Origin of the sequence: Mordavella massiliensis (assembly GCF_016902415.1) — a bacterium.
In the GTDB taxonomy this organism is placed as follows: domain Bacteria; phylum Bacillota; class Clostridia; order Lachnospirales; family Lachnospiraceae; genus Merdimonas; species Merdimonas faecigallinarum.
On sequence record NZ_JACJLV010000034.1, the window covers coordinates 1 to 24,040 of the forward strand.

Genomic DNA, 24,040 nt, shown 5'->3' on the forward strand with positions numbered 1-24,040 from the left:
ATATCATATAGAAACCGCAGTAATAAAAAAATAATATTTTTTTATAAAAATATATTGACAAATAAAGACGGCGGTGTTATATTAAAAATACAAAATAACAGATGTTCATTATAAGACAGACGCGAGCTGTAAATAATGAAAATGTTATTTCTCATCAACACAAGTGTTGAAGAAGATTTCCCGGAAGAAGAAATGCCGAAGGCATCGGGAAGAAAAATTTTACGAAAGGAAGGTACGGACCGCCGAACACGTAAAATGAATTTACCAAATTTTTAAAAAAGAAAGAGGTAAAAAAAGAATGACAGAACCAAAGAAGTAGGGGCGGATATCAAATAAGTCAGTTTGGTATCCGCCTTTACTATGCATAAAACCGGCCGGGAGGCTGTGTTAATAAAATGTAAAGAATGATCCCGGAGGAGGGCAGATATTTAGACAGACGTTGACAAGGACTTTTTGTAATGTTATATTCTGGTAGAATCTTTGTAAAATCTAATGACAGGAGGAAGACAGATACACAGGGGTAAGGTGTTTCATATACAGCAAGGGGCAGTATATGAGTAGTTGGTTTTCCGACGGTCATTTTTTTTGTGCAGAGAAATGCCCTGGCAAAGGCGCGGGGCAGGGAACTTGTCTGTAACGAAAGGTTTGGATAGAAAAAGGAGAAATTATGGACGTATCATTTTCGTATTTTTGTCAGGAGATTCTGTCGAATCCGGTGATGCTGATCACTGTTCTCCTGACGCTGGGAGTTATCTTTGTCAACGGATGGACGGATGCGCCGAATGCGATCGCTACCTGTATCGGGACGCGGAGCATGCAGGTGCGCCATGCAATCTGGATGAGCGCTGCATTTAATTTCCTTGGGGTACTGGTGATGACGCGCATCAACAGTTCCGTGGCTTCTACCATCAGTAACATGGTAGATTTCGGAGGGGAGACCCACCAGGCGCTGGTAGCGCTTTGCGCGGCGCTGTTTTCGATCGTTGTTTACAGCGTTGTGGCTTCGTTATTTGGAATCCCTACCAGTGAAAGCCACAGCCTGATCGCCGGACTTTCCGGAGCTGCGATCGCAGTGCAGGGCGGAATCGGCGGTATCAATTTTCACGAGTGGGTCAAGGTGCTCTACGGCCTGGTGCTGAGCCTGGCTCTGGGATTTTTCGCAGGCTGGGTGATCTGCAAGGTGGTTGCGCTGATCTGCGCGGACATGGACCGGCGGAAGACCGGATCCTTCTTCCAGGGAGGCCAGATTTTCGGCGCTGCATTTATGAGTTTTATGCACGGCGCGCAGGACGGCCAGAAATTTATCGGTGTTCTGTTCCTGGGCGTGGCTTTCTGTAACGGACAGAACAGCGTAGAGGGAATGATGATCCCGGTGTGGCTGATGATCCTGTGCTCAACAGTTATGGGTGTGGGAACCAGCGTTGGCGGAGAGAAGATCATCAAATCCGTGGGAATGGATATGGTAAAACTGGAAAAATTCCAGGGATTTTCTGCGGACCTGGCAGGAGCTTTCTGTCTCCTTCTGGCCAGCGTGTCCGGTATCCCGGTTTCCACGACACATACCAAGACCAGCGCCATCATGGGTGTGGGAGCCGTAAAGCGGCTGTCTGCGATCAACTTTGGCGTGGTAAAAGATATGATGCTGACCTGGATCTTTACATTTCCGGGCTGCGGTCTGATCAGTTTTGTAATGGCAAAAATATTTATGATGTTTTTCTAAGGTAAGTTCATTTTTAGGAGGAAAAAGAAATGGCAAGAAAACAGGATGCTTATTATTTTGATAATTTTGTGGCATGTGCCGAGGAGTCCTGCCACGCGGCGCATCTTCTGCGGAAGGTACTTGGAGAGTTCCACCCGGACAATCTGCAGAAATACCTGGAGGAGATCCATGAGATCGAAAACCGGGCTGACGGCAAGAAGCATGATATGCTGGACAAACTGGCAAAAGAATTCATTCCGCCCATCGAGCGGGAGGATATCGTGGCGCTCAGCCAGCACATTGACACCATGACTGATAAGGTGGAAGACGTGCTGATGCGCGTGTACATGAGCAACGTACAGGAGATCGAGCCGGACGCGCTGGAGATGACCGACGTAGTGATCCGCTGCTGCGAGAAAGTCCGGGATCTTCTGAAAGTATTCTCTGACTTCCGCCATGCAAAAAATCTGAAAGGACTGATTATAGAGATCAATGACCTGGAAGAACAGTCGGACCGCCTGTTCATGGCCAGCATGAGACGGCTTCACACCGAATGCCAGGATGCGCTCCACATCATCGCCTGGAGAGAGATCTATATTTACCTGGAGCGGTGCGCGGATGCCTGCGAGCATGTAGCGGATACCGTAGAAAGCGTAGTGATGAAAAATTCATAACAAGAATGGGGACGGGGGATTTTTAAAAATCCCCCGTCCCCATTCTTGTTATCCACCTTTTATCCCCATCAGTTATCCCCAATTGGTGGAAAACCTGTTTTATCTGTGGTAAAATGATAGCATAGCTATATGGTATGTGTGATCAGTGAGGTTTGATTTTTCAGATTGGAGGCATGTATATGTATACATTTGATGACATTCGGAAGGTGGATCCTGAGGTGGCCAGAGCGATCGAGGCCGAGGGTGAACGGCAGAATTCACATATTGAGCTGATTGCGTCGGAGAACTGGGTGAGCAAGGCGGTGATGTCCGCCATGGGCAGTATCCTGACCAATAAGTATGCAGAAGGGTATCCGGGGCGCAGGTATTACGGCGGCTGCCAGTGTGTGGATGTGGTGGAGGACCTTGCAAGGGATCGTGCGAAGAAGTTGTTCGGCTGTGACTATGTCAATGTGCAGCCGCATTCCGGGGCGCAGGCCAATCTGGCGGCGTTCTTTGCGATCCTGAAGCCGGGGGACAAGATCCTGGGAATGAATCTGGACCACGGCGGGCATCTGACCCACGGATCGCCGGTAAATATTTCCGGAAAATATTTTGAGACATCGTTTTACGGGGTCAATGATCAGGGCGTGATCGATTATGATGTGGTGCGTGAGACGGCGCTTCGGGAAAAGCCGAAGCTGATCATTGCCGGAGCCAGCGCATATCCCAGGATCATTGATTTTAAAAAGTTCCGGGAGATCGCGGATGAAGCGGGCGCATATCTGATGGTGGATATGGCGCATATTGCGGGGCTGGTGGCGGCAGGACAGCATCCCAGCCCGATCCCTTATGCGGATGTGGTGACCACTACGACCCATAAGACTCTTCGCGGCCCCAGAGGGGGCATGATCCTGGCGAATCAGGAGGCGGCCGATAAATTCAATTTTGACAAGGCTGTATTCCCGGGAACGCAGGGCGGTCCGCTGGAGCATGTGATCGCAGGAAAGGCTGTCTGCTTCCAGGAAGCTCTGACGCCGGAGTTTAAGGAGTATCAGGAGCAGATCGTGGTTAACGCAAAGGCGCTGGCGAAAGGTCTGACCGACCGGGGCGTGAAGCTGGTTTCCGGAGGAACGGACAACCATCTGATGCTGGTGGATCTAAGCGAAGAGGACGTGACCGGAAAGGATCTGGAGAACCGTCTGGATGAGGCGCATATCACCTGCAATAAAAATGCGATTCCCAATGACCCCAGGTCTCCGAAGGTGACAAGCGGAGTGCGCCTTGGCACGCCTGCAGTGACTACCCGAGGCATGAAAGAGGCGGACATGGACAAGATCGCGGAGGCGGTTGCCATGGTGATCCGGGATGAATGCTATGTAGGGCAGGCACGCCGGATCGTAGAGAGTCTGACGGAAAAATATCCTCTGACATATTAGGGGCGCGTCAGAACACATGAGGACAAACAAGATCAGACAGATTTACAGCAGAATACCAAAAAGAGGAGTGGCCGGCTGCCTGTTACTGGCAGCCGGTATCATACTGACTGCCCTGGCGGCAAATGTAGACGGACCGGCCCAGTGGTACAGCAGGCAGGTGTATCCCGTCTGGGTCAATCTGTGGGGGAGACTCTGCGGGATCTTTCCCTTTTCCGTGGCGGAAATCCTGCTGTATCTTTTGGTCGCAGGATTCCTTCTGTCTCTTGGAAGGCTGATCTGGCGTCTGATAAGAGCAGGGAAGTGCGGATTCCGGCAATCAAAGGGGCAGACGCCTCTTGGCCGCAGGCAGATCCTGGCCTCCTGGGGCAGCGGCTTTTTGCTGGCCGCCGGGGTCTTGTACTTTCTCTATGTTCTGAATTGCGGGATCAATTATTACCGGACGTCATTTTCGGAAAGTTCCGGGATTACGATGGAAACCTATTCGGTGGAAGAACTTACCCTTGTTTGCAGAAAACTGACGGAAGAGGTCAATGAAAGAAGCGGCCGGGTAGAACGGGACACAGACGGAGTTATGCGGCTTGACGCCGAAGAAAATGGAAAGGTGCAGGAGCGGGCGGTGGAAGCCATGCAGGAACTGGGAACAGTTTACCCGGAACTTTCCGGATATTACCCGAAGCCAAAGCCGCTTCTGAATGCCTGGATCCTGTCGGTGCAAAAACTGTCCGGCGTCTATTCGCCTTTTACGGTGGAGGCCAATTATAACTCTGCCATGACGGATTATAATATCCCGTTTACGGCCTGCCACGAGTTGTCACATCTGAAAGGCTTTATGCAGGAGCAGGAGGCGAATTTTATCGCGTTTCTGGCGGGGATCACGTACGACGATCCGGAATTCCAGTACAGTAGTTACCTGACGGGCTGGATCTATTGCATGAATATGCTGCGGGATGCAGACGAGGAGGCATGGGAGCAGGTGCGCAGCGGGCTTTCCGGGGAAGTGGAGCCGGATCTGCAGGCAAACAGCAGGTTCTGGGCCAGGTATGACGGCGCGGCGGCAGAGGCGGCGGACCGGATCAATGACCAGTATCTTCAGGCCAATGGCCAGAAGGAAGGGATCAAAAGCTATGACCGGATGGTAGATCTGATCGTGGAATATTACTGTGGCGGCACGGCAGAGAAATAGAAAGGAAAAGGAGAAGAAAAATGCGGTTAGAAGAAATGTCATGTATTGACTGTGGTGTGAAGAAATGTGACAGCAAGACGGAGGTTGCCAGGGAGGAGTTTCCGCCTTTTTGCGTAACGACTCATCTGGATCCCCAGGTTCTGGAAGAGGCCATGGAGTGCTATAAAGATCCGGAAAACCATAAAGTGATGGTGGCGGCGGCGATGGTGGAGTATGAGCATTACTGCCAGTATACCAGAGTGGAAGAGATCATTGAGTTTGCAAAGCAGATCGGAGCAAAAAAGATCGGGATTGCGACCTGCGTGGGACTTTTGAAGGAGAGCCGGATTCTGGCGTCGATTTTAAGAGATCACGATTTTGAAGTGGTAGGCGTTGCATGTAAGGCGGGCTGCGTTAAGAAGGTGGATGTAGGCATTCCGGAGGAATGTAATGAGATCGGCATCCACATGTGTAATCCCATCCACCAGGCAAAATACCTGAACAGTAAGAAAACAGACCTGAATGTGGTGATGGGACTGTGCGTCGGGCATGACAGTCTGTTTTATAAGTACGCGGAAGCACTGACTACCACAGGCGTAACAAAGGACCGCGTACTGGGACATAACCCTGCAGCGGCCCTGTATACGTCTGATACCTATTATGCGAAAAAACTGAAGAAGTAATCCACGGGAGAAGAAGGACGGCGTTTATTCGTCCAGTTTAATGCCCGATAATGCCTGGGCAAATGCATGGTTGATGGATTCTTCTTTCTGGTTGTTTAAGTACCGCCGGACGTCTTTTTTGGAGACGCCGGCGCCTTCTTTTTCTCTTCGTTTTTTAAAGGCGTCCAGTTTCTCTTTATATCCGCAGGAGCAGACAAAGGTTTCTTCGCCGCCCCGTTTTATCAGTTCCATTTTCTTGTGACACTGGGGGCAGCGGGCGTTGCTTGTACGCGCGATGGTCTCCCGGTAGCCGCATTCCCGGTCCTGGCAGACCAAAAGCCGGCTGTTCTTGCCGTTTACCGCCAGCATCCGTTTGCCGCAGCGGGGACATTTGGTATTAGTCAGATTGTCATGACGGAACTGTCCTGCTGCAGTACGGATTTCTCCGATCAGATCCCGGGTATAACTTTCGATAGACTGGATAAAAGGTCCTTCTTTACTGGTTCCTTTTGCAATATTGGAAAGTTCCAGTTCCCACCGGGCGGTAAGTTCCGGCTTCTTTAAATCCTCAGGCACCAGAGAAAGGAGCTGTTTTCCTTTGGAAGTGACCAGGATGTCCTGGCCTTTTTTCTCGATCAGGAACGAGTGGAACAGTTTTTCAATAATATCTGCCCGTGTGGCGACGGTGCCAAGACCGCCGGTCTCGCTGATGACTTTGCGTTCGTCTTTATCGGCTGACTCCATGTACTGGAGCGGATTCTCCATGGCTCCAAGAAGGGAGGCTTCCGTGAAATGCGGCGGAGGCGTGGTTTTCCCGGTGGTCAAAGTGATCTGATCCGGGGTCAGAACGTCTCCTTTTTTCAGAGCAGGCAGGGAGGTCTCTTCGGGGTCTTCTTCGTACACTTCTTTCCATCCTGCAGCTGTAATCTTCTGTGCTTCTGCGACAAACAGTTCTCCCTCGATCTCGCCTTTCAGGGAAGTTTTCTCATATGCGAAAGGCGGGTAGAGCACACTGAGGAACCGGCGGACTACCAGATCATAAATTTTCCGCTCTTCATGGGTCATATTGGGAAAAATGGCAGCTTCTTCCGTAGGGATGATGGCGTGGTGGTCGCTGACTTTTTTATCATCTACAAAAGATGGATTTCCCTGGATCGGCCCGCGCAAAAGCCGCGGGATCCAGGCTTTATAAGGACCCTGATTGCAGGCCAGGAGCCGTTCTTTGATGGTGGGCACGATGTCCGTGCCGATATACCGGGAGTCCGTTCTTGGATAGGTAAGGACTTTATGGGTTTCATAGAGACGCTGCATAATGTTCAGAGTCTCCTTGGCGGAAAAGCCAAATCTCTGGTTTGCCTCCCTCTGCAGTTCGGTCAGATCATAGAGCCCGGGGGATCCGGTTTTTTTGGCGGTTTTCTGTACGTCTGTAATGGTCAGCGTTTTTCCCTGAACCTTCTGCCTTAGCGTGGTAATGGAATCCTTATGGAAAGAACGGGTGCTGCCGCTTTTTTTCTGCCGCCAGGTCCATTTGATCCCGCCGGCCAGGCAGGTCAGGCCATAGTATTCTTCCGGCCGGAAGGAACGGATCGCGTCCTCCCTGGCAGCGATGATCGCCAGCGTGGGGGTCTGGACCCTGCCACAGGAAAGCTGGGCATTGTATTTGCAGGTAAGGGCGCGGGTGGCGTTGATACCAACCAGCCAGTCCGCTTTGGCCCGGCTTCTCGCTGCATGATATAAAGGATCATAGGCGCGTCCGTCTTTTAAATGAGAGAATCCCTCCCGGATGGCCTTGTCAGTGACCGAAGAGATCCACAGCCTGCGGATGGGTTTGCGGCAGCCGGATTTTTCCAGGATCCAGCGGGCCACCAGTTCCCCTTCTCTTCCGGCATCGGTGGCGATGACGATCTGATCGATGTCCTTGCGGAACAGAAGGGCTTTGACGTGACTGTATTGTCTGGAAGTCTGCCGGATCACCGTCAGATCCCATTTTCCCGGAATCATAGGGAGATCCTCCATCTTCCATTCTTTATATTTTTTATCGTAGTCTTCCGGGTCGGCCAGGGTGATCAGGTGTCCCAGAGCCCAGGTGACCACATAGCGGTCACCCTCCATGCCGCCGGAAATATTTTTGCGGCAGCCGAGGACTCTTGCAATATCCCGGGCGACAGAAGGCTTTTCGGCTAAAACTAATGATTTCATGGCATGTGTCTCCTTTTTGATTTCTCCCATCAAGATAGCGGATTCGCGGAAGTTTGTCAATTGGAAGAAAAAAACCGTTGCAAAGTCGCGGGGAGTGTGATATTATAAACCACGGTCACGTTGGAAACAATGTGGTATGGCCCCGTGGTCAAGCGGTTAAGACATCGCCCTTTCACGGCGGTAACACGGGTTCGATTCCCGTCGGGGTCATTTATTTGCACGTAAGCGACCAAAAGACGGTCGCTAAGTGCTCGTACCAAGGCGCAGTAGCCAAGTGGTAAGGCACAGGTCTGCAACACCTCGATTCACCGGTTCAAATCCGGTCTGCGCCTCTTATAATTCCCGGGAACAATCTGTTCCCGGGAATTTTTTATTGTGATATTCTGAGTTTTATGATACATTCATCATAAATTGAAAGAAGAATTTGCGATACCAATGGAAAGTTGAGAAAGGCATGTCTGTTTCGGAGATTGCGGACGCTTTGGAGGAAACGGAGGAAGTTGTCTATAGGATGATTGACGGAATGAAATAGAAATCTTTGCTAAGAGTAGGAGAAAATAGACAAAAAGAAAGGCCGGAGCTGACGGACCGGAAGATCCGTTGCTCTGGCCTTTTTTGCTTTGCTTTTTTATTTTTTCTGTGCCTTGTCACGCAGTCTTGCGAAGAAGCCTTTTTTCTGCTCCGGCGCGGCTAACGGCCCGCGGATTCCTCTTACTGCGGTTATGTAGATGCCGCTGACAGTGGCTTTTACTTCTTTTTTTACCGGGATCAGCGGATAGATCTGGGCATCGCACATCAGGGTCATGATCTTTGGCCCGACTTTGGCTTTGACTACCGGCACCTTGGAACGGCGCAGGTATTTTGGCGTGTTTTCCAGTACAATAGGCGGGAAATCGGCATCTTTCATGCGGACCTTGCCTTTGTCAATGATCAGCATGGAGATGGTCTGGGCTACAGCGTCCAGCTGTTCCTGCTGCTCTGCCTGCTTCTTCTCCGCTCTTTTTCCTAAAAAATATAATACGACACATGCGATGATCAGTACAACTAAAATCACAAGTAATACGATGGTTAACGTACTCACAACAGACCTCCTGTTTTCTAAAATTCACGTCATTTATTGTATCATTGTTTCTTTACAAGTGCAAGCAATTTGATGGGATAGGGTTACTTTTCTTGACAGAACCGCTATAATAAGAACGGGAGGGAATGAATATGCCTGATAATATTCTGGAAATGATCACAACTTCATATATGTGGCTGTGGGAGCACATGTTCCTGATCAACGTGATTTTTTCGTTCCTGATCATTTTCTTTCAGAGAAGAAATCCAACGACCGTCTGGGCCTGGCTTTTGCTTCTGTATTTTGTCCCGATCCTGGGCTTTGTTCTGTACCTGATCCTTGGACAGAACTTTCGGAAAGACCGGATGTTCAAGATGAAGGAGATCGAAGGCGAGATCAAATACGCAGTCCGGCGCCAGGAAGAATCGATCTACCGGAAAAGGCTGCGGCTTCGGGATCCGGAACTGGAGCGGTTTAAAAGCCTGATCCTTTACAACCTGAATGAAGGCGAGGCTGTGCTGACGGATAATAACGACGTCCGGATCTACACGGACGGCCGGGAGAAGTTTCATGCGCTGTTAAATGAGATGGATCATGCGAGAAATTATATCCATCTTCAGTACTATATTATCCGGGGTGATGAACTTTGGAAGGAAATCGAAGAAGTTCTGATCCGGAAGGCGAAGCAGGGCGTAGAGATCCGGGTGCTTTTTGACAGCATGGGCTGCCGGGGGCACAAGGGCATGCACCGGGCGGACTGGGAGCGGCTTACAAAAGCCGGGATCCAGGTGGCAGAGTTTTTCCCTGCTGTGCTCGGCAAGCTGCAGCTTCGCGTTAATTACCGGAATCACCGGAAGATCGCGGTGATCGACGGGCGCATCGGTTTTGTAGGCGGATTTAACGTGGGTCGGGAATACCTGGGGAAAGACCGCAGATTCGGGTACTGGAGAGACACCCATATCTGTATAGAAGGATCGGCGGTTACCTCTCTTGCGGTGCGGTTTGTGCTGGACTGGAATTATGCGGCAAAAGAAAATATTTTCCTGGAAGACCGGTTATTTGAGATCCCGACTTATGTAAGGAACGGACGGGATCCGGTACAGATCATTTCCAGCGGCCCGGACTCCAGAAGCCAGGTGATCCGCAATAATTACCTGCGTCTGATCCATATGGCCAGAAAAAATATTTATATTCAGACGCCGTATTTTATTCCGGATGACGATATCAAAGATGCGCTGATCATTGCCGTAAAATCGGGGATCGACGTGCGGATCATGGTACCCTGCAAACCGGATCATCCCTTTGTGTACTGGGCGACGTATTCCTATCTCGGGGAGATGATCGAAGCCGGAGCCAGGTGCTATACCTATAACAACGGATTTCTCCATGCGAAATGCCTGTGTGTGGACGGGCTTGTCACCTGTATGGGGACCGCCAATATGGATATCCGCAGTTTTGCTCTGAATTTTGAGGTAAATGCAGTGATCTACAGCGCCAGGACGACAATGCGTCTTCAGGAGGCGTTTGAAAATGATATTCCAAAGAGCACGCTGGTGACCAGAAAAGCATACAAGCAGCGCAGTCTTATGATCCGTACCAAGGAGCAGTTCTGCAGATTATTGTCGCCTGTTCTGTGATTTTCTGAGAAAAGTGTGAAATATCCCGAAAAATGCTAGGAAAGACTGCCGGGATGTGGTATAACATAAGAGCAAGTCTTGAAAAAATGAGGTGTCATATGAAAAAGAAAATAGTAGTAATGTTAACAGGTGTGTTTGCAGCTTCCATGCTGCTTTCCGGGTGTGAGGCCAGCAAGGGTCTGGAGACAGACAATCTTACGATCACACAGTATAAAGGAGTAGAAGTTGACGAGGTGGACAAGCCGGAGGAAGTAACCGACGAGGATGTGGAGGCGGCTATCCAGGCCAATCTGCAGACCCAGGCTACGACAGAGGAAGTCACCGGCCGGGCGGTAGAGTCCGGGGATACGGTGACCATTGATTTTACCGGCAAGATTGACGGAGTCGAGTTTGAGGGCGGCTCCAGTACGGATTATCCGCTGGTGATCGGTTCCGGATCCTTTATTGAGGGATTTGAGGACAGCATCGTCGGCCATAACATAGGCGATACCTTTGACTGGAATGGAAAATTTCCGGATGATTACGGCAATGCGGATTACGCGGGAAAAGATGTGACATTTACCATCACAGTAAAAGGCATCAGCGTAGAGAAAGTGCCGGAACTGACCGACGACTTTGTAAAGAGTGTGTCCGAAGAGTCCAAGACGGTGGACGAGTATAAAAAAGAGATGAAAAAGCAGCTGGAAGAAGAGAATCAGACGACCTATGAAGATACGCTCCGCCAGGAAGTATGGGAGACGGTTCTTGGAAATACAGAGGTAAAGAAGTATCCCAAGGATGAAGTGAAAGAAATGTCCGATTCTCTGACAGAGCAGTACCAGTCTGCGGCGGATTATTACGGAACAGAGCTTGAGGACTTTATTGAAACCCAGATGGGCATGACTATGGAAGATTTTGAATCTCAGGTAGATCAGGCAGTGAAGTCCAGCATTATGCAGAGCATGGTGACAGAGGCGATCGCTGATAAAGAAAAGATCGAGCCGACCAAAGAGGAGTATAACGAGCAGTATAAAGAGATTGCGGAAGCGTATGGCTATGAGGATGTAGACGCGCTCAAGGAAGCGGCAGAGGAAGAGGATCTCAAAGAGATCGTCCTGAATAATCTGGTAAAAGACTGGCTGGTTGAGAACTGTGTTCAGGTAGCCGGTGAGTAAAAAAGGGGAGGGTGCGCACTTTCTTGGAAGTGTGCGCCCTCTGTTTGGAGGGAAAAGTTATGAATGAATGGAATGACAGACAAGGACAGGGAACCAATATGGGCCAACCGGGCGGACAGGGCCAGCCAGGCGGTTATGGTCAGCCAGGAGGACAGGGTCAGCCAGGCTGTTATGGCCAGCCAGGAGGACAAGGCCAGCCAGGCGGCTACGGTCAGCCAGGAGGACAGGGTCAGCCAGGCGGCTACGGTCAGCAGGGAATGTATGGGCAGAATCCCATGTATCAGGGACAGCAGCCTCCCAGAAAGAATAACCGTAAAGCTGTGATCGCGGCTGTCCTGGGCGGGGTTGTGGTCCTGGCGCTGATCCTGGCGGCAGTCTGGTACTTTGTGATCAGAGACGGCAAAAACGTGGAGACGGCCGGGGATTATTATGTGACCGGATGCAAGGAAGTCCTGAAGGTCCGGGAGTCTGAGGATGCGGACAGTAAGGTGCTGACCAAGCTGAACAATGGCGAGAAAGTGTCTCTGGTGGAAAAGGCATCCGGCAGCTGGAAGGTTTACATAGAAGCGGAAGACATTACCGGGTATCTGGATTACCATTATCTGACCAATGACCGGGATGCAGCGATGGATCCGCTTACCCGTTATGTGGCAGTAGGCGGGGAGGAAGAACTGACCATGCTGAATACAACAGAAGGCGGCGGTTCTTCTGTTGGAGTCCTGGAGCGGGGAGACGAAGTGTCTGTCCTGGCGCTTCCGGATGAGGATTATGCTTATATTTACGCGGCAGACGCCAATGCATATGGATATGTGGAGCGTGATAAACTGGCAGAAGACCGGCCGGCGCCAGAAGAGAAAGATGACGGAGAAGAGAAGCAGGACGCTTCTGCCTCCGGCGGAGGAGATCTGATCGGACCTGGCGGACCGCCGGCGCGGGATATCGGCGTTTATTATGTAAATGTGAAGACCGGTTACCTGGCGCTTCGAAATGCGAAGGCATTTGATTCTTCCAATGAGATCGGCAAAATGTATAACGGCGACTATGTATACGCGATCCGCAATGACGGAGAATACTGGTATGTATACTCTCCGTTCCTGGGCGCTTACGGATACACCAATGCAAATTATCTGGTAAGCTCTTACAGCAGTGTTTATACCTATGACAGTTCGATTTATTATGCGAGCGTAGATTCCGGTTATCTGGCCCTTCGAAGTGCGCCTGCCTATGATTCTTCCAATGAGATCGGCAAGATCGCAAACGGGCAGGAGGTGGACCTGATCGACGCCTCCCTTGGAAGCTACTGGTATGTATACGTGCCTGCTCTCGGACAGTACGGGTATGTAAACAGCGATTATCTCAGGTGATGATATGAGAAAGCAGATAAAGATCATGCTGGCCGTCCTCATTTTTCTTCTGATCGTGCTGGCGGTGATCGTGGTATTCCGTATCCGGCGGCCGGAAGAGGAGAAAAGCGGGGAAAAAGCGCCGCCCGTCCGGACGGAAGAGGGGAAGGCGCCGGAGGAACAGGACCCGGCGGAAGAAGAGGAAGAAGAGCAGGCCGGAGAGGTTCCTGAGACAGAGGAAGCGCAGGCGGAGAATGCCGGAGAGGAGCCGGCGGAGGCTTCGCCTGCACAGGGAAATGTGCAGGAACTTACGGGCCGGCTGGAACAGCTTGTCAGCACGGAATATACGGCAGGAGGCAGCGTGGCAGTCTGCGCGGGCCGCGCGGATGGTTCGGAACTGGCCGCGTCCGGCGGAGGAGCCATGCAGGCGGCAAGCCTGATCAAGCTCTATGTGGCCGGAACCGTGTATGAAAATTATGGAACGGTCAGCGCGCAGGAAACATACAGCGGGGAGACGGAGAGTCTGCTCCGGTCCATGATCACAGTCAGTGATAATACGGCCTGCAATACTCTGGTGACCCGGCTGGGGTCCGGAACTGCAGGAAATGGCATGGGGCTGGTCAATCAGTACTGCGCTTCCCACGGATTTTCAGATACCCATATGGGACGGCTGATGCTGCAGCCCAATGATGCGGATGACAATTATACTTCTGTCCGGGATTGCTGCAATTTCCTGAAAATGGCGCTTGCCGGACAGCTTCAGGGATCCGATTCGATCCTGGGATATATGAATCAGCAGGAGCGCCGTGGCAAGATTCCGGCCGGGATCCCGTCCGGGGTAACGGTGGGAAATAAGACCGGCGAGCTGGATGATGTGGAAAATGACGCGGCTGTCGTTTATGCCCCGGGAGGCACTTATGTGATCTGCGCGATGTCGGAAAATCTTGCAAACCCCGGCGCGGCAAGACAGTTTATCGTCCGGGCGTCGGGCGTGGTATATGAGATGATGCAGTAGAGAAGGCGTGATATGTTAAACAGATGGAATGCGGCAATTGAAAAACGAATGGCATTTGTGACGCCGGCCTGCCTGGTCTTTGGCGTCCTGTTTCCGGAGATCGCCGGAAAGGGGCTGCCGCTGGTGCCGGTGATGTTTGCAGTCATGACATTTATTGGAGCTTTAAAGTCCGGTTTCCGGGATGTGGGAAGGGTGTTTCAAAACCCCCTTCCCCTTTTGCTTGCGGTTCTTTTTCTCCATGTGATCATGCCGGCAGCCGCCTGGGGAGCGGGACATCTCTTCTTTTCGGATCATCCGGATCTGATCACTGGAATCGTGCTGGAATTTACAGTTCCTGCGGCTGTGGTGGGAGTGATGTGGGTATCCATTTACCAGGGAAATCAGTCGATGGCGCTGTCGCTGGTGGTCCTGGATACGGTGCTGGCGCCTTTTGTGATCCCGGCAACTCTGCATGTGCTGGTGGGCACAAAGGTGGAAATGGATCCGGTAGAAATGATGCAGGAACTGGTATTTATGATCGCGCTTCCGGCGGTCGCGGCGATGTGCCTGAATCAGCTGAGCGGAGGAAGGGTCAGGGAAAGCTGGCCGCTCAGGCTTGCGTTTTTCTCCAAGCTGTGCCTGATCTTCGTGGTGACGGCAAATTCCTCCAAAGTAGCGCCTTATATCCGCCATTTGACCGGGGAACGGGTGGCGGCGGCCCTGTGCATCCTGATCCTGGCGGCCTCGGGATATCTTCTGGGATATGGGGTGGCAGCAGTTCTTGGAATGGACCGGGAGAATAAGGTGTCGGTCATGTATGGAGCCGGTATGCGTAACATCAGCGCCGGAGCTGTGATCGCGGCGGAATATTTTCCGGGGGAAGTCCTGTTTCCGGTTATGATCGGCACATTATTTCAGCAGGTGCTGGCTGCGACGCTGGGAACGCTGCTTTTTTCAAAGGGCAGGGAAAGCGGAAGAAAAAACGGAACGGCGGCAGGCCGGCAGAAAGGCGTGGTGAGGAGTGAAAGTTAAATGCATTGCTCTGGACCTGGACCGGACCACACTAAACAGTCAGGGCGGATTAAGCAGCAGAAATAAACGGGCGATCCAGGCTGCCATAGACAGGGCGATCCATGTGGTCGTGGCAAGCGGCAGGCCGGCAGAAGCGCTGCCCGCGGAGATCACAGAGATCCCGGGGATCCGCTACGCAGTCGTTTCCAACGGGGCCTCGGTCTGGGATCTGCGGAAAAAAGAAAGAATACAGGAATATAAGCTTGCGCCGGAATCGGTAGAACAGCTTCTGGCTGTGTCGGCGAAAGCGGCATCAGACTGGGGGATTGAAGTGGCATACGAGATCCCCGTCAATGGCACGGCCTACGCCCAGGCCTCTTATGTGGAAGACCCGGTCCGCTACGGAGCCAGGGCGGAAAGCATCGCATATATCCAGAAAACCCGGCGGCCGGTGGACGACATCCAGGCATTTATCCAGGAGCATATCAGAGAACTGGACTGTATGAATATTGTTGTGGGAGAAAGAAAAAAAGAACTCTGGGACAAAATCCTGGAAGAAGTGGAAGATATCTATGTGACCACCTCGGTGAAACAACTTCTGGAGATCACCCATAAAGACGGCGGAAAAGCCTCAGGAATGAGATTCCTGCTGGAGCGTCTGGGAATAGAAGCCGGGCAGCTGCTGGCATTCGGAGACGGAGACAATGACAAAGAACTGCTTAAAATGGCAGGGCTTGGAATCGCCGTAGAAAACGCAGTTCCAGGCTGTAAAGAAGCAGCAGACGAGATCACCCTCTCCAACGATGACGACGGCGTTGCGGTAGTTCTGGAACAGCTACTGGATCAGTTGGGTACAGGGTAAAATCCAATTAGGTACAGGGCAAAACGCAATTGGGGACGTAGTCCTTTGCAAAAGGACTACGTCCCCAATCAGCGTTACAGCTTCTCGCCTGTCAGCATTTCATATCCCTGCAGGTATTTATCAATCGTTTTCTGTACAATGTCTTCCGGCAGTGTCCAGTCGTTGTCCGGATTGGCTTTCAGCCAGTCGCGGGCGAACTGTTTGTCAAAGGAAGGCTGTGAATGTCCCGGCTCATAGCCGTCTGCGGGCCAGAAGCGGGAGCTGTCCGGTGTGAGCATCTCATCGCCAAGGACGATATTGCCGTTTTCATCCAGTCCGAATTCGAATTTGGTATCTGCGATAATGATGCCGCGGCTCAGTGCGTAATCCGCGCATTTTTTGTAAAGAGCGATGGTGTAGTCGCGGAGTTTCTGTGCGTATTCTTCTCCTTTTCCGGGGAAGTATTTTTCCAGGTGAGCGATGCTCTGCTCATAGGAAATGTTTTCGTCATGCTCGCCGATCTCTGCTTTTGTGGATGGAGTGTAGATGGGCTCCGGCAGTTTGTCGGATTCTTTTAATCCTTTCGGCAGTTTGATACCGCATACGGTACCGTCTTTCTGGTAGCTTGCCCAGCCGCTTCCGGTGATGTAGCCGCGGACGATGCACTCGATGGGCAGCATCTCCAGCTTTTTGCACATCATGCTGTTTCCGTCAAATTTGGGCTGCTGGAAAAACTCCGGCATATCTTTTACATCGGTAGAGATCATGTGATTTGGCAGGATGTCTTTTGTCATATTGAACCAGAACTTGGACATCTGCGTCAGGACAGTTCCTTTTTTTGTTACGTCATTTTTCAGGATCACATCAAAGCAGCTGATGCGGTCGGTTGCGACCATGATCAGGCTGTCGCCGTTATCGTAGATCTCGCGTACTTTTCCTTCTTTGATTGGTTTCATTGTACATACCTCTCCTTTATTGTGGATTCATAACTCTATATAATAGGAAAGCAAATTTTTTCTGAAAAAGCAATAGTTTTTTCAAATTTTCTTCTGCAGGCTTTTGTCCGCCCTTTGTATGACCCCGAAACCGATGGCTGTGGGACCGGCATGAACGCCAATGGTCGCGCCGATCCGGCAGGACGGGATGGCGACGGGGGAACCGTATTTTTCTTCCAGAGCCAAGGCCGTCCGGTCTGCAAACTGCAAGGCTTCTTCTTCATCGTAGCTGTATCCGAGGATCATGGAGCAGTCCTTTGGAGTCAGCTGCAGGGACTCCAGATAGTTGCAGAGGAGATCGGTCAAGCCGTCCAGAGATTTCTTCCGTCCCCGGCGGATGCCGGAAGAATGGATCTCGCCGTCCTCCAGAGTGATCAGCGGTTTGATATTTAATAGGTTGCCTGCAAAGCCTGTCATCTTTCCGATCCGTCCCCCGTGCTGGATATAGTCCAGATCTCCCACTGTAAAAAGGATCCGGGCGGTTTTGCGAAGCTTTTCCATCTCTTCTGTGGCTTCTTCCAGAGAGAAGCCGGTGTCTCTTAAACGGCAGGTCTCCAGAACATAGACGCTCTGCATCAGGGTGGCGCAGAGGGAATCTACGACCGCGATCGTAAGATCGGGATGGGACTCGGCCATCATATCCCGGGCGATCAGAGCCGACTGCATGGAAGAACTGAGCTTGGTGGAAATGCAGATGCACAAGATGAAAGGGCTTTTCCGGGCGGCGCTTTCAAAGGCGCGCAGAAAATCTTCCGGAGAAGGGGCGGCAGTCTTCGGATACTGCCTGGGATGATCATGCATCTGCTGATAAAATTCCGATAATGAAATGTCTACGCCTTCCCGCGCATAGCGTTCCCCGTCAAAAGAAACGAGAAAGTGCACAACTTCGATGTCGTGGCGGGCGGCCTCTTCGGCAGGGAGATCGCAGGAGCCGTCGCTTACGATTGCAAATTTGGGTTTCATAGAGATCCCTCCCTTTGAAAAAAGGCAGGATACAAAAGATGTATTCTCCTGTATCCTGCGCGTGAAATTTATTTGTTTCTAAAGTTCTTATCTGGTGTTTTCCTATAAAGTATCTCCCCTGCGGATATATCCCGGATTGTCAGGATCAGCGGTCAGATCTTTGGCGTGGATGATGTTGGCGTGTTTATCCACTACGTGATTTTCGATATGTACATCCTCGCCGATCACTGCGGTGGGCAGGATAATACTGTTTTTCACCACAGCGCCCTTTTTGATGGTGCAGCCACGGCCGATGATGGAGTTTTCAATGGTTCCCTCAATCAGGCAGCCGTTGGACACGATGGAGTGTTTCACATCTGCATCGTCAAAATACTGTGTCGGGCAGGAGTCGTTGGTTCTGGTATAAATGGGCCATTCGTCATCAAAGAGATTCTGCGCGGCTTTGAAATCGATAAGAGAGAGATTCGCGTGATAATAACTCTTAAAGTCGCTGATGGCCGCAAAGTAACCTCTGTGGGATACGCCGCGGATATCCAGTTCATCCACGGACGCATTTACGATATCTGCCAGGGTATACATGGAAGAAGTTTTCTTTGCTTTATTTACCAGGTCAATGAACAGCTCTTTTTTCATGATAAAAGTGTCCATGAAAATGTTGCGGTTCTTGGCATTTCCATGATTCTGGTCAATGGACAGAAGCCCTTTTTGCTTGTTCAGGTTCAGGGTGTAGCAGTTCAGGAAAAATTCCTTTGCATTGTCTACACTGTGATAAAGCAGGGTGATGTCGGCGCCGGATGCGATATGGTCGTCCAGAAGCTTGCTGTAATCCTGGGTATAGATCATATAGCTGGGGGCAACGATCACATAAGGATAATGCTCATCCTCGATAGACTCCATATTTTCAATATAGGAAGCAATGTCTGTGCTGTAAATGGAAAATCCTTTTTCCATCTCCGCGTAGAGGATCCGCAGGCGGCCTCTCTTGGAGTTGATATTGTAGTGACGTCCGGTTCCCAGATGTGCAGTCAGAGACTGGGGTTTTCTGCGGATATAAACCTGCATGTGGTCAATGCCGCTGTTGCTCATATTGGAAATCTGAAAATCAATGACTCTGTATCTTCCAAGGAAAGAGAACGCGCCTACCGGGCGGTATTTCTGCATGCCCTCCACCTGGATATGGTTTCCGGCAAAATTAATGATCCCAAATGCTCTTGCCATATTATTCTACCCCCTTTACGCGTTTTGATACCAACTCAATATGCTCGCTGTCTGCGGAGCCTACAACGGCTTCTTTTCCGATCTTCACATTGTCCGCTACAAGAGCTCTTGTCACGACTGCGCCTTCTTCCACCACTGCGCCCGGCATCAGGACACTGTCGATGATCTTTGCGCCGGGGCCTACCTTTGCGCCGGTAAATAATACGGAATTGCGAACCTCGCCTTCAATAATGCAGCCCTGTGTGATAAAGGCCCGCCTGATCTTTGCGTCTGGTCCGATATACTGGGGCAGGGAGGTAACGTCTTCTGTGTAGATCTTCCAGGTGCGGTCGCTTAAGTCCAGTTCATTGTTCTTGTCCAGAAGGTCCATGTTGGCTTCCCAGAGAGAATCGATGGTTCCCACATCCTTCCAGTAGCCTTTGAATTTGTAGGCATAGAGCTTATCGCCGTTTGCCAGCATCTGAGGGATAATGTCTTTTCCAAAATCGTGGTTGGAATCCGGATTCTTCATATCCGCGATCAGAAGCTTGCGCAGAGTCTTCCAGTTAAAGATATAGATACCCATGGAAGCCAGATTGCTCTTCGGATGTTCCGGCTTTTCCTCAAATTCAACGATCTGTCCGGTTTCGTTGGTGTTCATGATACCGAAACGGCTGGCCTCACGGATGGGGACCTCGATGACTGCGATGGTGGCTTCCGCGTTCTGTGCCTTGTGCTCTGCCAGCATCTTTGCATAGTTCATTTTATAGATGTGGTCGCCGGAGAGAACCAGAAGGTAATCCGGACTGTAGCCGTCGATAAAGTCGATGTTCTGCGAGATGGCGTCTGCGGTTCCCCGGTATACATTCAGATTCTCATCTGCTTTTTCACGGGGTGGCAGCACGAATACGCCGCTGTCTTTTGCGTCCAGTCCCCAGCGTCTGCCGGCAGCCACGTAGCTGTTCAGCAGGATGGATTCGTACTGTGTAAGAACGCCTACTACGTCAATGCCGCTGTTGGCGCAGTTACTTAAGGGGAAGTCAATGATCCGGTATCTTCCGCCATATGAAACGGCAGGTTTGGCAACTTTATTTGTCAGTTCATGAAGACGGGAGCCTCGTCCGCCGGCCAGAATCATCGCTAACATACTATTCTGTTTCATGATGAATCCTCTCTTTCCTTATTAATATTACAAGATGCTTCTATTATACATTTTTTGTTTTTTACTTTCCACTTTTTTTAATTAAAATTTGTGGAAAATTATGAAAAAATTACGATTGTGCCGTAAAAAATTGTCTGGTATGATAAAATATAATACCGAAAGCACAGTGGAGAGATAAAAGTGGAGGTATATTTATATGGATTTTTCACATTTTGATGAAAAGGGCAAAGCCCTGATGGTAGATGTAACAGAGAAAAAAGAGACGGAGCGGTGCGCGGTGGCGGCGGGAAAGATCACGGTCAGCCGGACGGTATATGATGCCATTGAAAATGGAACGGCTGCCAAGGGAGATGTGCTGGCTGTCGCGACGACGGCGGGTATTATGGGGGCGAAAAGGACGTCGGAACTGATCCCCATGTGCCATATCCTGCCTCTGACCGGCTGCAGGGTCCAGTTTGAGATGGATCCGGAAGAATGCGCCGTCTACTGTTACTGTACAGTAAAGGTCACCGGAAAAACCGGCGTGGAGATGGAGGCGCTGACCGGAGTCAGCGTGGCGCTCCTTACGATCTATGATATGTGTAAGGCGCTGGATAAAACCATGGAGATCGGGGAAATCTATCTGGTCAGAAAGACCGGAGGCAAAAGCGGAGAAGTGGTATCCGCCCGGCCGGACAGACGGAAAGGGCAGGATGCAAAGGATCTGCGGGGATTGAATCTCTGGTAAAAGGAGGCGTAAGGCAAAGGATGGAAGACTGGTTTTTCGCGTTAAAAGAGACCGTTGAAAAAGAGGGAGAGGCAGTGCTTGCCACAGTGACAGAGAGCAGGGGCTCTGTGCCGAGAAAGGCCGGAGCGCGCATGATCGTCGGCCGGGAAGGCCGGATCTTTGGGACTATCGGCGGAGGCCTTCTGGAATATCAGGCAGAACAGACAGCAAAAACCGTGATACAAAAAAAGGAATCCTGTTTTGGAGACTGTGATCTTAGCGGCACACAGGCGGCGGAGGAAGGGATGATCTGCGGCGGGACTCTCCGGGTGCATTACCAGTATCTGGGAAAAGGGATGCCGGATCTGGAGAAGACGATGGAAAAACTCCGGCAGGAATATGAAAGCGCTCTTAAGTCTGGCAAGGTCTATATCTTTGGTGGAGGGCATGTATCCCAGGCGCTGGTGCCGGTGCTGGCATCCGTGGGCTTTCGCTGCGTGGTGCTGGAAGACCGGGAGGAATTTCTGCAAAAAGAACTGTTTCCGGGAGCATGGGAGGTCAGAAGAGTCTGCAATGACCGGATCAGCGAGACGGTTAAGATCCGGGAAGAGGACTATGTCTGCATCCTGACCAGAGGACACAAAGATGACATGATCATCCAGGCGCAGGTGCTTCAGACGAAGGCTTCCTATATCGGAGTGATCGGAAGCCGCAGGAAAGCGGCAGCCGTGGCGGCAGCGCTAAAGGAGAAGTATCATATTTCCTCAGAGGAGTTAAAGAGAGTGCATACGCCCATCGGGCTTCCCATTGGTGCGGAGACGCCGGCGGAGATCGCGGTCAGCATTGCGGCGGAACTGATCCGGTGCCGGGCCGGACAGCCGGATAAGAAGTAAAAGAAAAGGCTTGCTTTTGCGCCTGTTGTGTGATACACTAGACAGGCGAATGGAAGTAGGTCTTTTTTTTATGCCTAAAAACAGGCTGTCTCGCAAACAGCCAGGTAACACGTAAACGTAAAGTCAAACGTAAAGCGAGGTGGAAGTTGTGCGTACAAGAATCACATTGGAATGTACAGAGTGCAAGCATCGTAACTACAACATGACGAAGGATAAGAAAGCACATCCGGAGCGCATGGAGACAAAGAAGTACTGTAAGTTCTGCAAGTCACACACACTGCACAAAGAAACGAAATAATCGCCGTAAAGGAGTGGATGTCATGAGCGAGAAAACGCAGAAGACGAGCTGGTTCAAAGGTCTTAGCAGAGAATTTAAGAAAATCATTTGGCCAGACAAGATGACAATTGCTAAACAGACGGCAGCGGTTGTTTCGGTATCTGTTGTACTGGGGATCATTATTGCGATCGTAGATTTCGCGGCCCGGTACGGAGTGGATTTATTGGTAAAATAGAACTGATAAACAGCCCAAGCAGGAAAGGTGAGGATATGTCAGAGGCAAAATGGTATGTAGTTCATACTTATTCAGGGTATGAAAACAAAGTAAAGGCCAACATCGATAAGACAATTGAAAACCGGCATCTGGAAGACCAGATCCTTGAGGTTCAGGTTCCGATGCAGGAAGTCATTGAGATGAAGAACGGCGTACAGAAAGCGTCTCAGAAAAAGATGTTCCCCGGCTACGTGCTGATCCACATGATCATGAACGACGATACATGGTATGTGGTGCGCAATACCAGAGGTGTGACAGGCTTTGTGGGACCGGGATCCAAACCGGTACCGCTTACAGATGCTGAGATGGCGTCGCTTGGAATCCGGCGCGAAAATATTGTTGTCGACTACGAGGTGGGAGACACCATCAAAGTCGTGGCAGGCGCCTGGGCGGATACGATCGGCGTTGTGCAGTCGATCAACATGCAGAAGCAGAGCCTGACTATCAATGTTGAGCTGTTCGGCCGGGAAACTCCGGTTGAGATTAGTTTCGCAGAAGTTGTAAAGATGTAGGAAAACGTGGGAGGGGCGCGGGACGTCCCGAAAGCACCACAAGGAGGTAATGAAAATGGCAAAAAAAGTAGAAGGTTATATCAAATTACAGATTCCTGCCGGAAAAGCAACTCCGGCACCACCGGTTGGACCTGCACTTGGTCAGCACGGTGTAAATATCGTTGAATTTACAAAGCAGTTCAACGCCAGAACAGCAGATCAGGGAGATCTGATCATCCCTGTTGTTATCACTGTTTATAATGACAGAAGTTTCAGCTTTATCACAAAGACTCCTCCGGCAGCAGTTTTGATCAAGAAGGCATGTAAGATCAAATCTGGTTCCGGTGTTCCGAACAAGACAAAGGTTGCTACGATCACTAAGGCACAGCTTCAGGAGATCGCAGAGACCAAGATGCCAGACCTGAATGCGGCAAACCTGGAAGCAGCAATGAGCATGATCGCAGGAACCTGCCGTTCCATGGGTGTAAAAGTAGAGGAATAGAGTTTTAGCAGACAGTGGGAGGGTTATCCCGACATTACCACAAGGAGGTTAATGAAATGAAAAGAGGAAAGAAATACGTTGAAGCTGCGAAGGCGATCGACAGAGCAACGCTCTACGATGTAGCAGATGCAGTATCACTTGTTAAAAAGACCGCAACAGCAAAATTTGATGAGACCATCGAGGCTCATATCAGAACCGGATGTGACGGACGTCACGCTGACCAGCAGATCCGTGGCGCAGTTGTACTGCCGCACGGTACTGGTAAGAAGGTACGTATCCTTGTATTTGCAAAAGACGCAAAGGCAGAGGAAGCAAAGGCAGCCGGAGCTGATTATGTAGGCGGAGATGAACTGATCCCGAAGATCCAGAACGAAAACTGGTTCGAGTTCGACGTAGTAGTAGCTACACCGGACATGATGGGTGTTGTTGGACGTCTCGGACGTGTGCTTGGACCAAAGGGTCTGATGCCGAACCCGAAAGCCGGAACTGTAACCATGGATGTTACAAAAGCGATCGAAGAGATCAAAGCCGGTAAGATCGAGTACAGACTTGATAAAACAAACATTATCCATGTGCCAGTAGGTAAAGCATCCTTTACCGAAGAACAACTTACGGACAACTTCCAGACGCTGATCGATGCGATCAATAAGGCAAGACCGGCCGCTGTAAAGGGCCAGTTCCTGAAGAGCGTGGTATTGACTTCCACTATGGGACCAAGTGTGAAGA

Annotated in this window: 25 protein-coding genes and 2 tRNA genes; 21 read left to right on the forward strand and 6 right to left on the reverse strand. The window is 50.7% G+C overall.

Translation table 11 applies throughout. The annotated features are described in order from the left end of the window. The first annotated feature begins 667 nt into the window (after positions 1 to 667). The 5 genes from H6A13_RS09795 to H6A13_RS09815 all read left to right on the forward strand — a co-directional run bounded on the left by H6A13_RS09795 (position 668) and on the right by H6A13_RS09815 (position 5,636). Positions 668 to 1,720, forward strand: coding sequence for an inorganic phosphate transporter (locus tag H6A13_RS09795; protein ID WP_204909411.1), 1,053 nt, complete (start codon positions 668 to 670; stop codon positions 1,718 to 1,720). Positions 1,721 to 1,749: 29 nt separating this feature from the next. Next, the gene (locus H6A13_RS09800) at positions 1,750 to 2,373 is read left to right on the forward strand and encodes a DUF47 domain-containing protein (protein ID WP_204909412.1); all 624 of its coding nucleotides are present in this window, start codon (positions 1,750 to 1,752) and stop codon (positions 2,371 to 2,373) included. A 179-nt stretch (positions 2,374 to 2,552) separates the two neighbouring features. After that, on the forward strand, positions 2,553 to 3,791 hold the full coding sequence (glyA, locus tag H6A13_RS09805) for a serine hydroxymethyltransferase (RefSeq protein ID WP_204909413.1): 1,239 nt from the start codon (positions 2,553 to 2,555) through the stop codon (positions 3,789 to 3,791). A gap of 16 nt (positions 3,792 to 3,807) precedes the next feature. Then, positions 3,808 to 4,974: a DUF3810 domain-containing protein gene (locus tag H6A13_RS09810; RefSeq protein ID WP_204909414.1), complete on the forward strand. Its 1,167-nt coding sequence runs from the start codon at positions 3,808 to 3,810 to the stop codon at positions 4,972 to 4,974. 20 nt (positions 4,975 to 4,994) lie between these two features. After that, positions 4,995 to 5,636, forward strand: coding sequence for a DUF1847 domain-containing protein (locus H6A13_RS09815; RefSeq protein WP_204909415.1), 642 nt, complete (start codon positions 4,995 to 4,997; stop codon positions 5,634 to 5,636). Positions 5,637 to 5,660: 24 nt separating this feature from the next. On the opposite strand, the gene H6A13_RS09820 is transcribed toward H6A13_RS09815, so the two are convergent. Beyond that, a complete protein-coding gene (locus H6A13_RS09820; protein WP_204909416.1) occupies positions 5,661 to 7,814 on the reverse strand; it encodes a DNA topoisomerase III in 2,154 nt (717 codons plus the stop codon). Positions 7,815 to 7,952: 138 nt separating this feature from the next. Between H6A13_RS09820 and H6A13_RS09825 the strand changes: the two genes are divergently transcribed. Together H6A13_RS09825 and H6A13_RS09830 are read left to right on the forward strand one after the other, a co-directional pair. After that, positions 7,953 to 8,024, forward strand: a tRNA-Glu gene (locus H6A13_RS09825). A 50-nt stretch (positions 8,025 to 8,074) separates the two neighbouring features. Beyond that, positions 8,075 to 8,146: transfer RNA gene (locus tag H6A13_RS09830), tRNA-Cys, on the forward strand. 296 nt (positions 8,147 to 8,442) lie between these two features. Here H6A13_RS09830 and H6A13_RS09835 read toward each other — a convergent pair. Then, complete coding sequence (locus H6A13_RS09835; RefSeq protein ID WP_204909417.1) at positions 8,443 to 8,895, reverse strand: hypothetical protein; 453 nt, start codon at positions 8,893 to 8,895, stop codon at positions 8,443 to 8,445. A 131-nt stretch (positions 8,896 to 9,026) separates the two neighbouring features. Here H6A13_RS09835 and cls point away from each other — a divergent pair, with 131 nt between their 5' ends. From cls to H6A13_RS09870, 7 genes are all read left to right on the forward strand, one after another. Continuing rightward, positions 9,027 to 10,511: a cardiolipin synthase gene (cls, locus tag H6A13_RS09840; RefSeq protein WP_204909418.1), complete on the forward strand. Its 1,485-nt coding sequence runs from the start codon at positions 9,027 to 9,029 to the stop codon at positions 10,509 to 10,511. 98 nt (positions 10,512 to 10,609) lie between these two features. After that, the gene (gene tig, locus H6A13_RS09845; protein ID WP_204909419.1) at positions 10,610 to 11,665 is read left to right on the forward strand and encodes a trigger factor; all 1,056 of its coding nucleotides are present in this window, start codon (positions 10,610 to 10,612) and stop codon (positions 11,663 to 11,665) included. A 63-nt stretch (positions 11,666 to 11,728) separates the two neighbouring features. Beyond that, positions 11,729 to 11,989, forward strand: a complete 261-nt coding sequence (locus H6A13_RS09850) for a hypothetical protein (RefSeq protein WP_204909420.1) — start codon at positions 11,729 to 11,731, stop codon at positions 11,987 to 11,989. Further along, positions 11,941 to 13,029, forward strand: coding sequence for an SH3 domain-containing protein (locus H6A13_RS09855; RefSeq protein ID WP_204909421.1), 1,089 nt, complete (start codon positions 11,941 to 11,943; stop codon positions 13,027 to 13,029). Before H6A13_RS09850 ends, H6A13_RS09855 begins: the two co-directional genes overlap by 49 nt. A gap of 4 nt (positions 13,030 to 13,033) precedes the next feature. Continuing rightward, positions 13,034 to 14,023: a serine hydrolase gene (locus H6A13_RS09860; protein WP_204909422.1), complete on the forward strand. Its 990-nt coding sequence runs from the start codon at positions 13,034 to 13,036 to the stop codon at positions 14,021 to 14,023. 12 nt (positions 14,024 to 14,035) lie between these two features. Next, positions 14,036 to 15,034 (forward strand): bile acid:sodium symporter family protein, encoded by a 999-nt coding sequence (locus H6A13_RS09865; protein ID WP_204909423.1) that lies wholly within the window; start codon positions 14,036 to 14,038, stop codon positions 15,032 to 15,034. Next, positions 15,024 to 15,875, forward strand: a complete 852-nt coding sequence (locus H6A13_RS09870; protein WP_204909424.1) for a Cof-type HAD-IIB family hydrolase — start codon at positions 15,024 to 15,026, stop codon at positions 15,873 to 15,875. Before H6A13_RS09865 ends, H6A13_RS09870 begins: the two co-directional genes overlap by 11 nt. A 74-nt stretch (positions 15,876 to 15,949) precedes the next feature. Here the strand turns inward: H6A13_RS09870 and H6A13_RS09875 are convergent, their stop codons facing one another. The 4 genes from H6A13_RS09875 to H6A13_RS09890 form a co-directional block, all read right to left on the reverse strand. Further along, a complete protein-coding gene (locus H6A13_RS09875) occupies positions 15,950 to 16,810 on the reverse strand; it encodes a phosphoribosylaminoimidazolesuccinocarboxamide synthase (RefSeq protein ID WP_204909425.1) in 861 nt (286 codons plus the stop codon). An 81-nt stretch (positions 16,811 to 16,891) separates the two neighbouring features. After that, entirely contained in the window at positions 16,892 to 17,812 is a 921-nt protein-coding gene (locus H6A13_RS09880; RefSeq protein ID WP_204909426.1) for a DegV family protein, read from the reverse strand. A 102-nt stretch (positions 17,813 to 17,914) separates the two neighbouring features. Beyond that, positions 17,915 to 19,030, reverse strand: a complete 1,116-nt coding sequence (gene glgD / locus H6A13_RS09885) for a glucose-1-phosphate adenylyltransferase subunit GlgD (RefSeq protein ID WP_204909427.1) — start codon at positions 19,028 to 19,030, stop codon at positions 17,915 to 17,917. Between the two features lies 1 nt (position 19,031). After that, on the reverse strand, positions 19,032 to 20,171 hold the full coding sequence (locus tag H6A13_RS09890) for a glucose-1-phosphate adenylyltransferase (RefSeq protein WP_204909428.1): 1,140 nt from the start codon (positions 20,169 to 20,171) through the stop codon (positions 19,032 to 19,034). A 196-nt stretch (positions 20,172 to 20,367) separates the two neighbouring features. Here H6A13_RS09890 and moaC point away from each other — a divergent pair, with 196 nt between their 5' ends. The 7 genes from moaC to rplA form a co-directional block, all read left to right on the forward strand. Next, positions 20,368 to 20,898, forward strand: coding sequence for a cyclic pyranopterin monophosphate synthase MoaC (moaC, locus tag H6A13_RS09895; protein WP_204909429.1), 531 nt, complete (start codon positions 20,368 to 20,370; stop codon positions 20,896 to 20,898). Positions 20,899 to 20,918: 20 nt separating this feature from the next. Next, complete coding sequence (locus tag H6A13_RS09900; RefSeq protein ID WP_204909430.1) at positions 20,919 to 21,770, forward strand: XdhC family protein; 852 nt, start codon at positions 20,919 to 20,921, stop codon at positions 21,768 to 21,770. Between the two features lie 148 nt (positions 21,771 to 21,918). Continuing rightward, a complete protein-coding gene (rpmG, locus tag H6A13_RS09905) occupies positions 21,919 to 22,068 on the forward strand; it encodes a 50S ribosomal protein L33 (protein ID WP_204909431.1) in 150 nt (49 codons plus the stop codon). Between the two features lie 22 nt (positions 22,069 to 22,090). Beyond that, positions 22,091 to 22,282: a preprotein translocase subunit SecE gene (gene secE / locus H6A13_RS09910; protein WP_204909432.1), complete on the forward strand. Its 192-nt coding sequence runs from the start codon at positions 22,091 to 22,093 to the stop codon at positions 22,280 to 22,282. Positions 22,283 to 22,317: 35 nt separating this feature from the next. Beyond that, complete coding sequence (nusG, locus tag H6A13_RS09915) at positions 22,318 to 22,833, forward strand: transcription termination/antitermination protein NusG (RefSeq protein WP_204909433.1); 516 nt, start codon at positions 22,318 to 22,320, stop codon at positions 22,831 to 22,833. A gap of 55 nt (positions 22,834 to 22,888) precedes the next feature. Next, positions 22,889 to 23,314, forward strand: coding sequence for a 50S ribosomal protein L11 (rplK, locus tag H6A13_RS09920; protein ID WP_204909434.1), 426 nt, complete (start codon positions 22,889 to 22,891; stop codon positions 23,312 to 23,314). Between the two features lie 56 nt (positions 23,315 to 23,370). Continuing rightward, on the forward strand, positions 23,371 to 24,040 hold a 670-nt coding region (gene rplA, locus H6A13_RS09925; protein ID WP_204909435.1), incomplete at its 3' end, for a 50S ribosomal protein L1.

Bases quoted from the DNA above. Each gene is read 5' to 3' on its own strand.
- rplK (WP_204909434.1), top strand. From the start codon at position 22,889: ATGGCAAAAAAAGTAGAAGGTTATATCAAATTACAGATTCCTGCCGGA.
- glyA (WP_204909413.1), top strand. From the start codon at position 2,553: ATGTATACATTTGATGACATTCGGAAGGTGGATCCTGAGGTGGCCAGA.
- H6A13_RS09865 (WP_204909423.1), top strand. From the start codon at position 14,036: ATGTTAAACAGATGGAATGCGGCAATTGAAAAACGAATGGCATTTGTG.
- H6A13_RS09875 (WP_204909425.1), bottom strand. From the start codon at position 16,810: ATGAAACCAATCAAAGAAGGAAAAGTACGCGAGATCTACGATAACGGC.
- moaC (WP_204909429.1), top strand. From the start codon at position 20,368: ATGGATTTTTCACATTTTGATGAAAAGGGCAAAGCCCTGATGGTAGAT.
- H6A13_RS09850 (WP_204909420.1), top strand. From the start codon at position 11,729: ATGAATGGAATGACAGACAAGGACAGGGAACCAATATGGGCCAACCGG.
- H6A13_RS09855 (WP_204909421.1), top strand. From the start codon at position 11,941: ATGTATCAGGGACAGCAGCCTCCCAGAAAGAATAACCGTAAAGCTGTG.
- H6A13_RS09815 (WP_204909415.1), top strand. From the start codon at position 4,995: ATGCGGTTAGAAGAAATGTCATGTATTGACTGTGGTGTGAAGAAATGT.
- nusG (WP_204909433.1), top strand. From the start codon at position 22,318: ATGTCAGAGGCAAAATGGTATGTAGTTCATACTTATTCAGGGTATGAA.
- H6A13_RS09880 (WP_204909426.1), bottom strand. From the start codon at position 17,812: ATGAAACCCAAATTTGCAATCGTAAGCGACGGCTCCTGCGATCTCCCT.
- H6A13_RS09900 (WP_204909430.1), top strand. From the start codon at position 20,919: ATGGAAGACTGGTTTTTCGCGTTAAAAGAGACCGTTGAAAAAGAGGGA.
- glgD (WP_204909427.1), bottom strand. From the start codon at position 19,030: ATGGCAAGAGCATTTGGGATCATTAATTTTGCCGGAAACCATATCCAG.
- H6A13_RS09810 (WP_204909414.1), top strand. From the start codon at position 3,808: ATGAGGACAAACAAGATCAGACAGATTTACAGCAGAATACCAAAAAGA.
- H6A13_RS09795 (WP_204909411.1), top strand. From the start codon at position 668: ATGGACGTATCATTTTCGTATTTTTGTCAGGAGATTCTGTCGAATCCG.
- H6A13_RS09800 (WP_204909412.1), top strand. From the start codon at position 1,750: ATGGCAAGAAAACAGGATGCTTATTATTTTGATAATTTTGTGGCATGT.
- H6A13_RS09860 (WP_204909422.1), top strand. From the start codon at position 13,034: ATGAGAAAGCAGATAAAGATCATGCTGGCCGTCCTCATTTTTCTTCTG.
- tig (WP_204909419.1), top strand. From the start codon at position 10,610: ATGAAAAAGAAAATAGTAGTAATGTTAACAGGTGTGTTTGCAGCTTCC.
- H6A13_RS09890 (WP_204909428.1), bottom strand. From the start codon at position 20,171: ATGAAACAGAATAGTATGTTAGCGATGATTCTGGCCGGCGGACGAGGC.
- cls (WP_204909418.1), top strand. From the start codon at position 9,027: ATGCCTGATAATATTCTGGAAATGATCACAACTTCATATATGTGGCTG.
- secE (WP_204909432.1), top strand. From the start codon at position 22,091: ATGAGCGAGAAAACGCAGAAGACGAGCTGGTTCAAAGGTCTTAGCAGA.
- H6A13_RS09820 (WP_204909416.1), bottom strand. From the start codon at position 7,814: ATGAAATCATTAGTTTTAGCCGAAAAGCCTTCTGTCGCCCGGGATATT.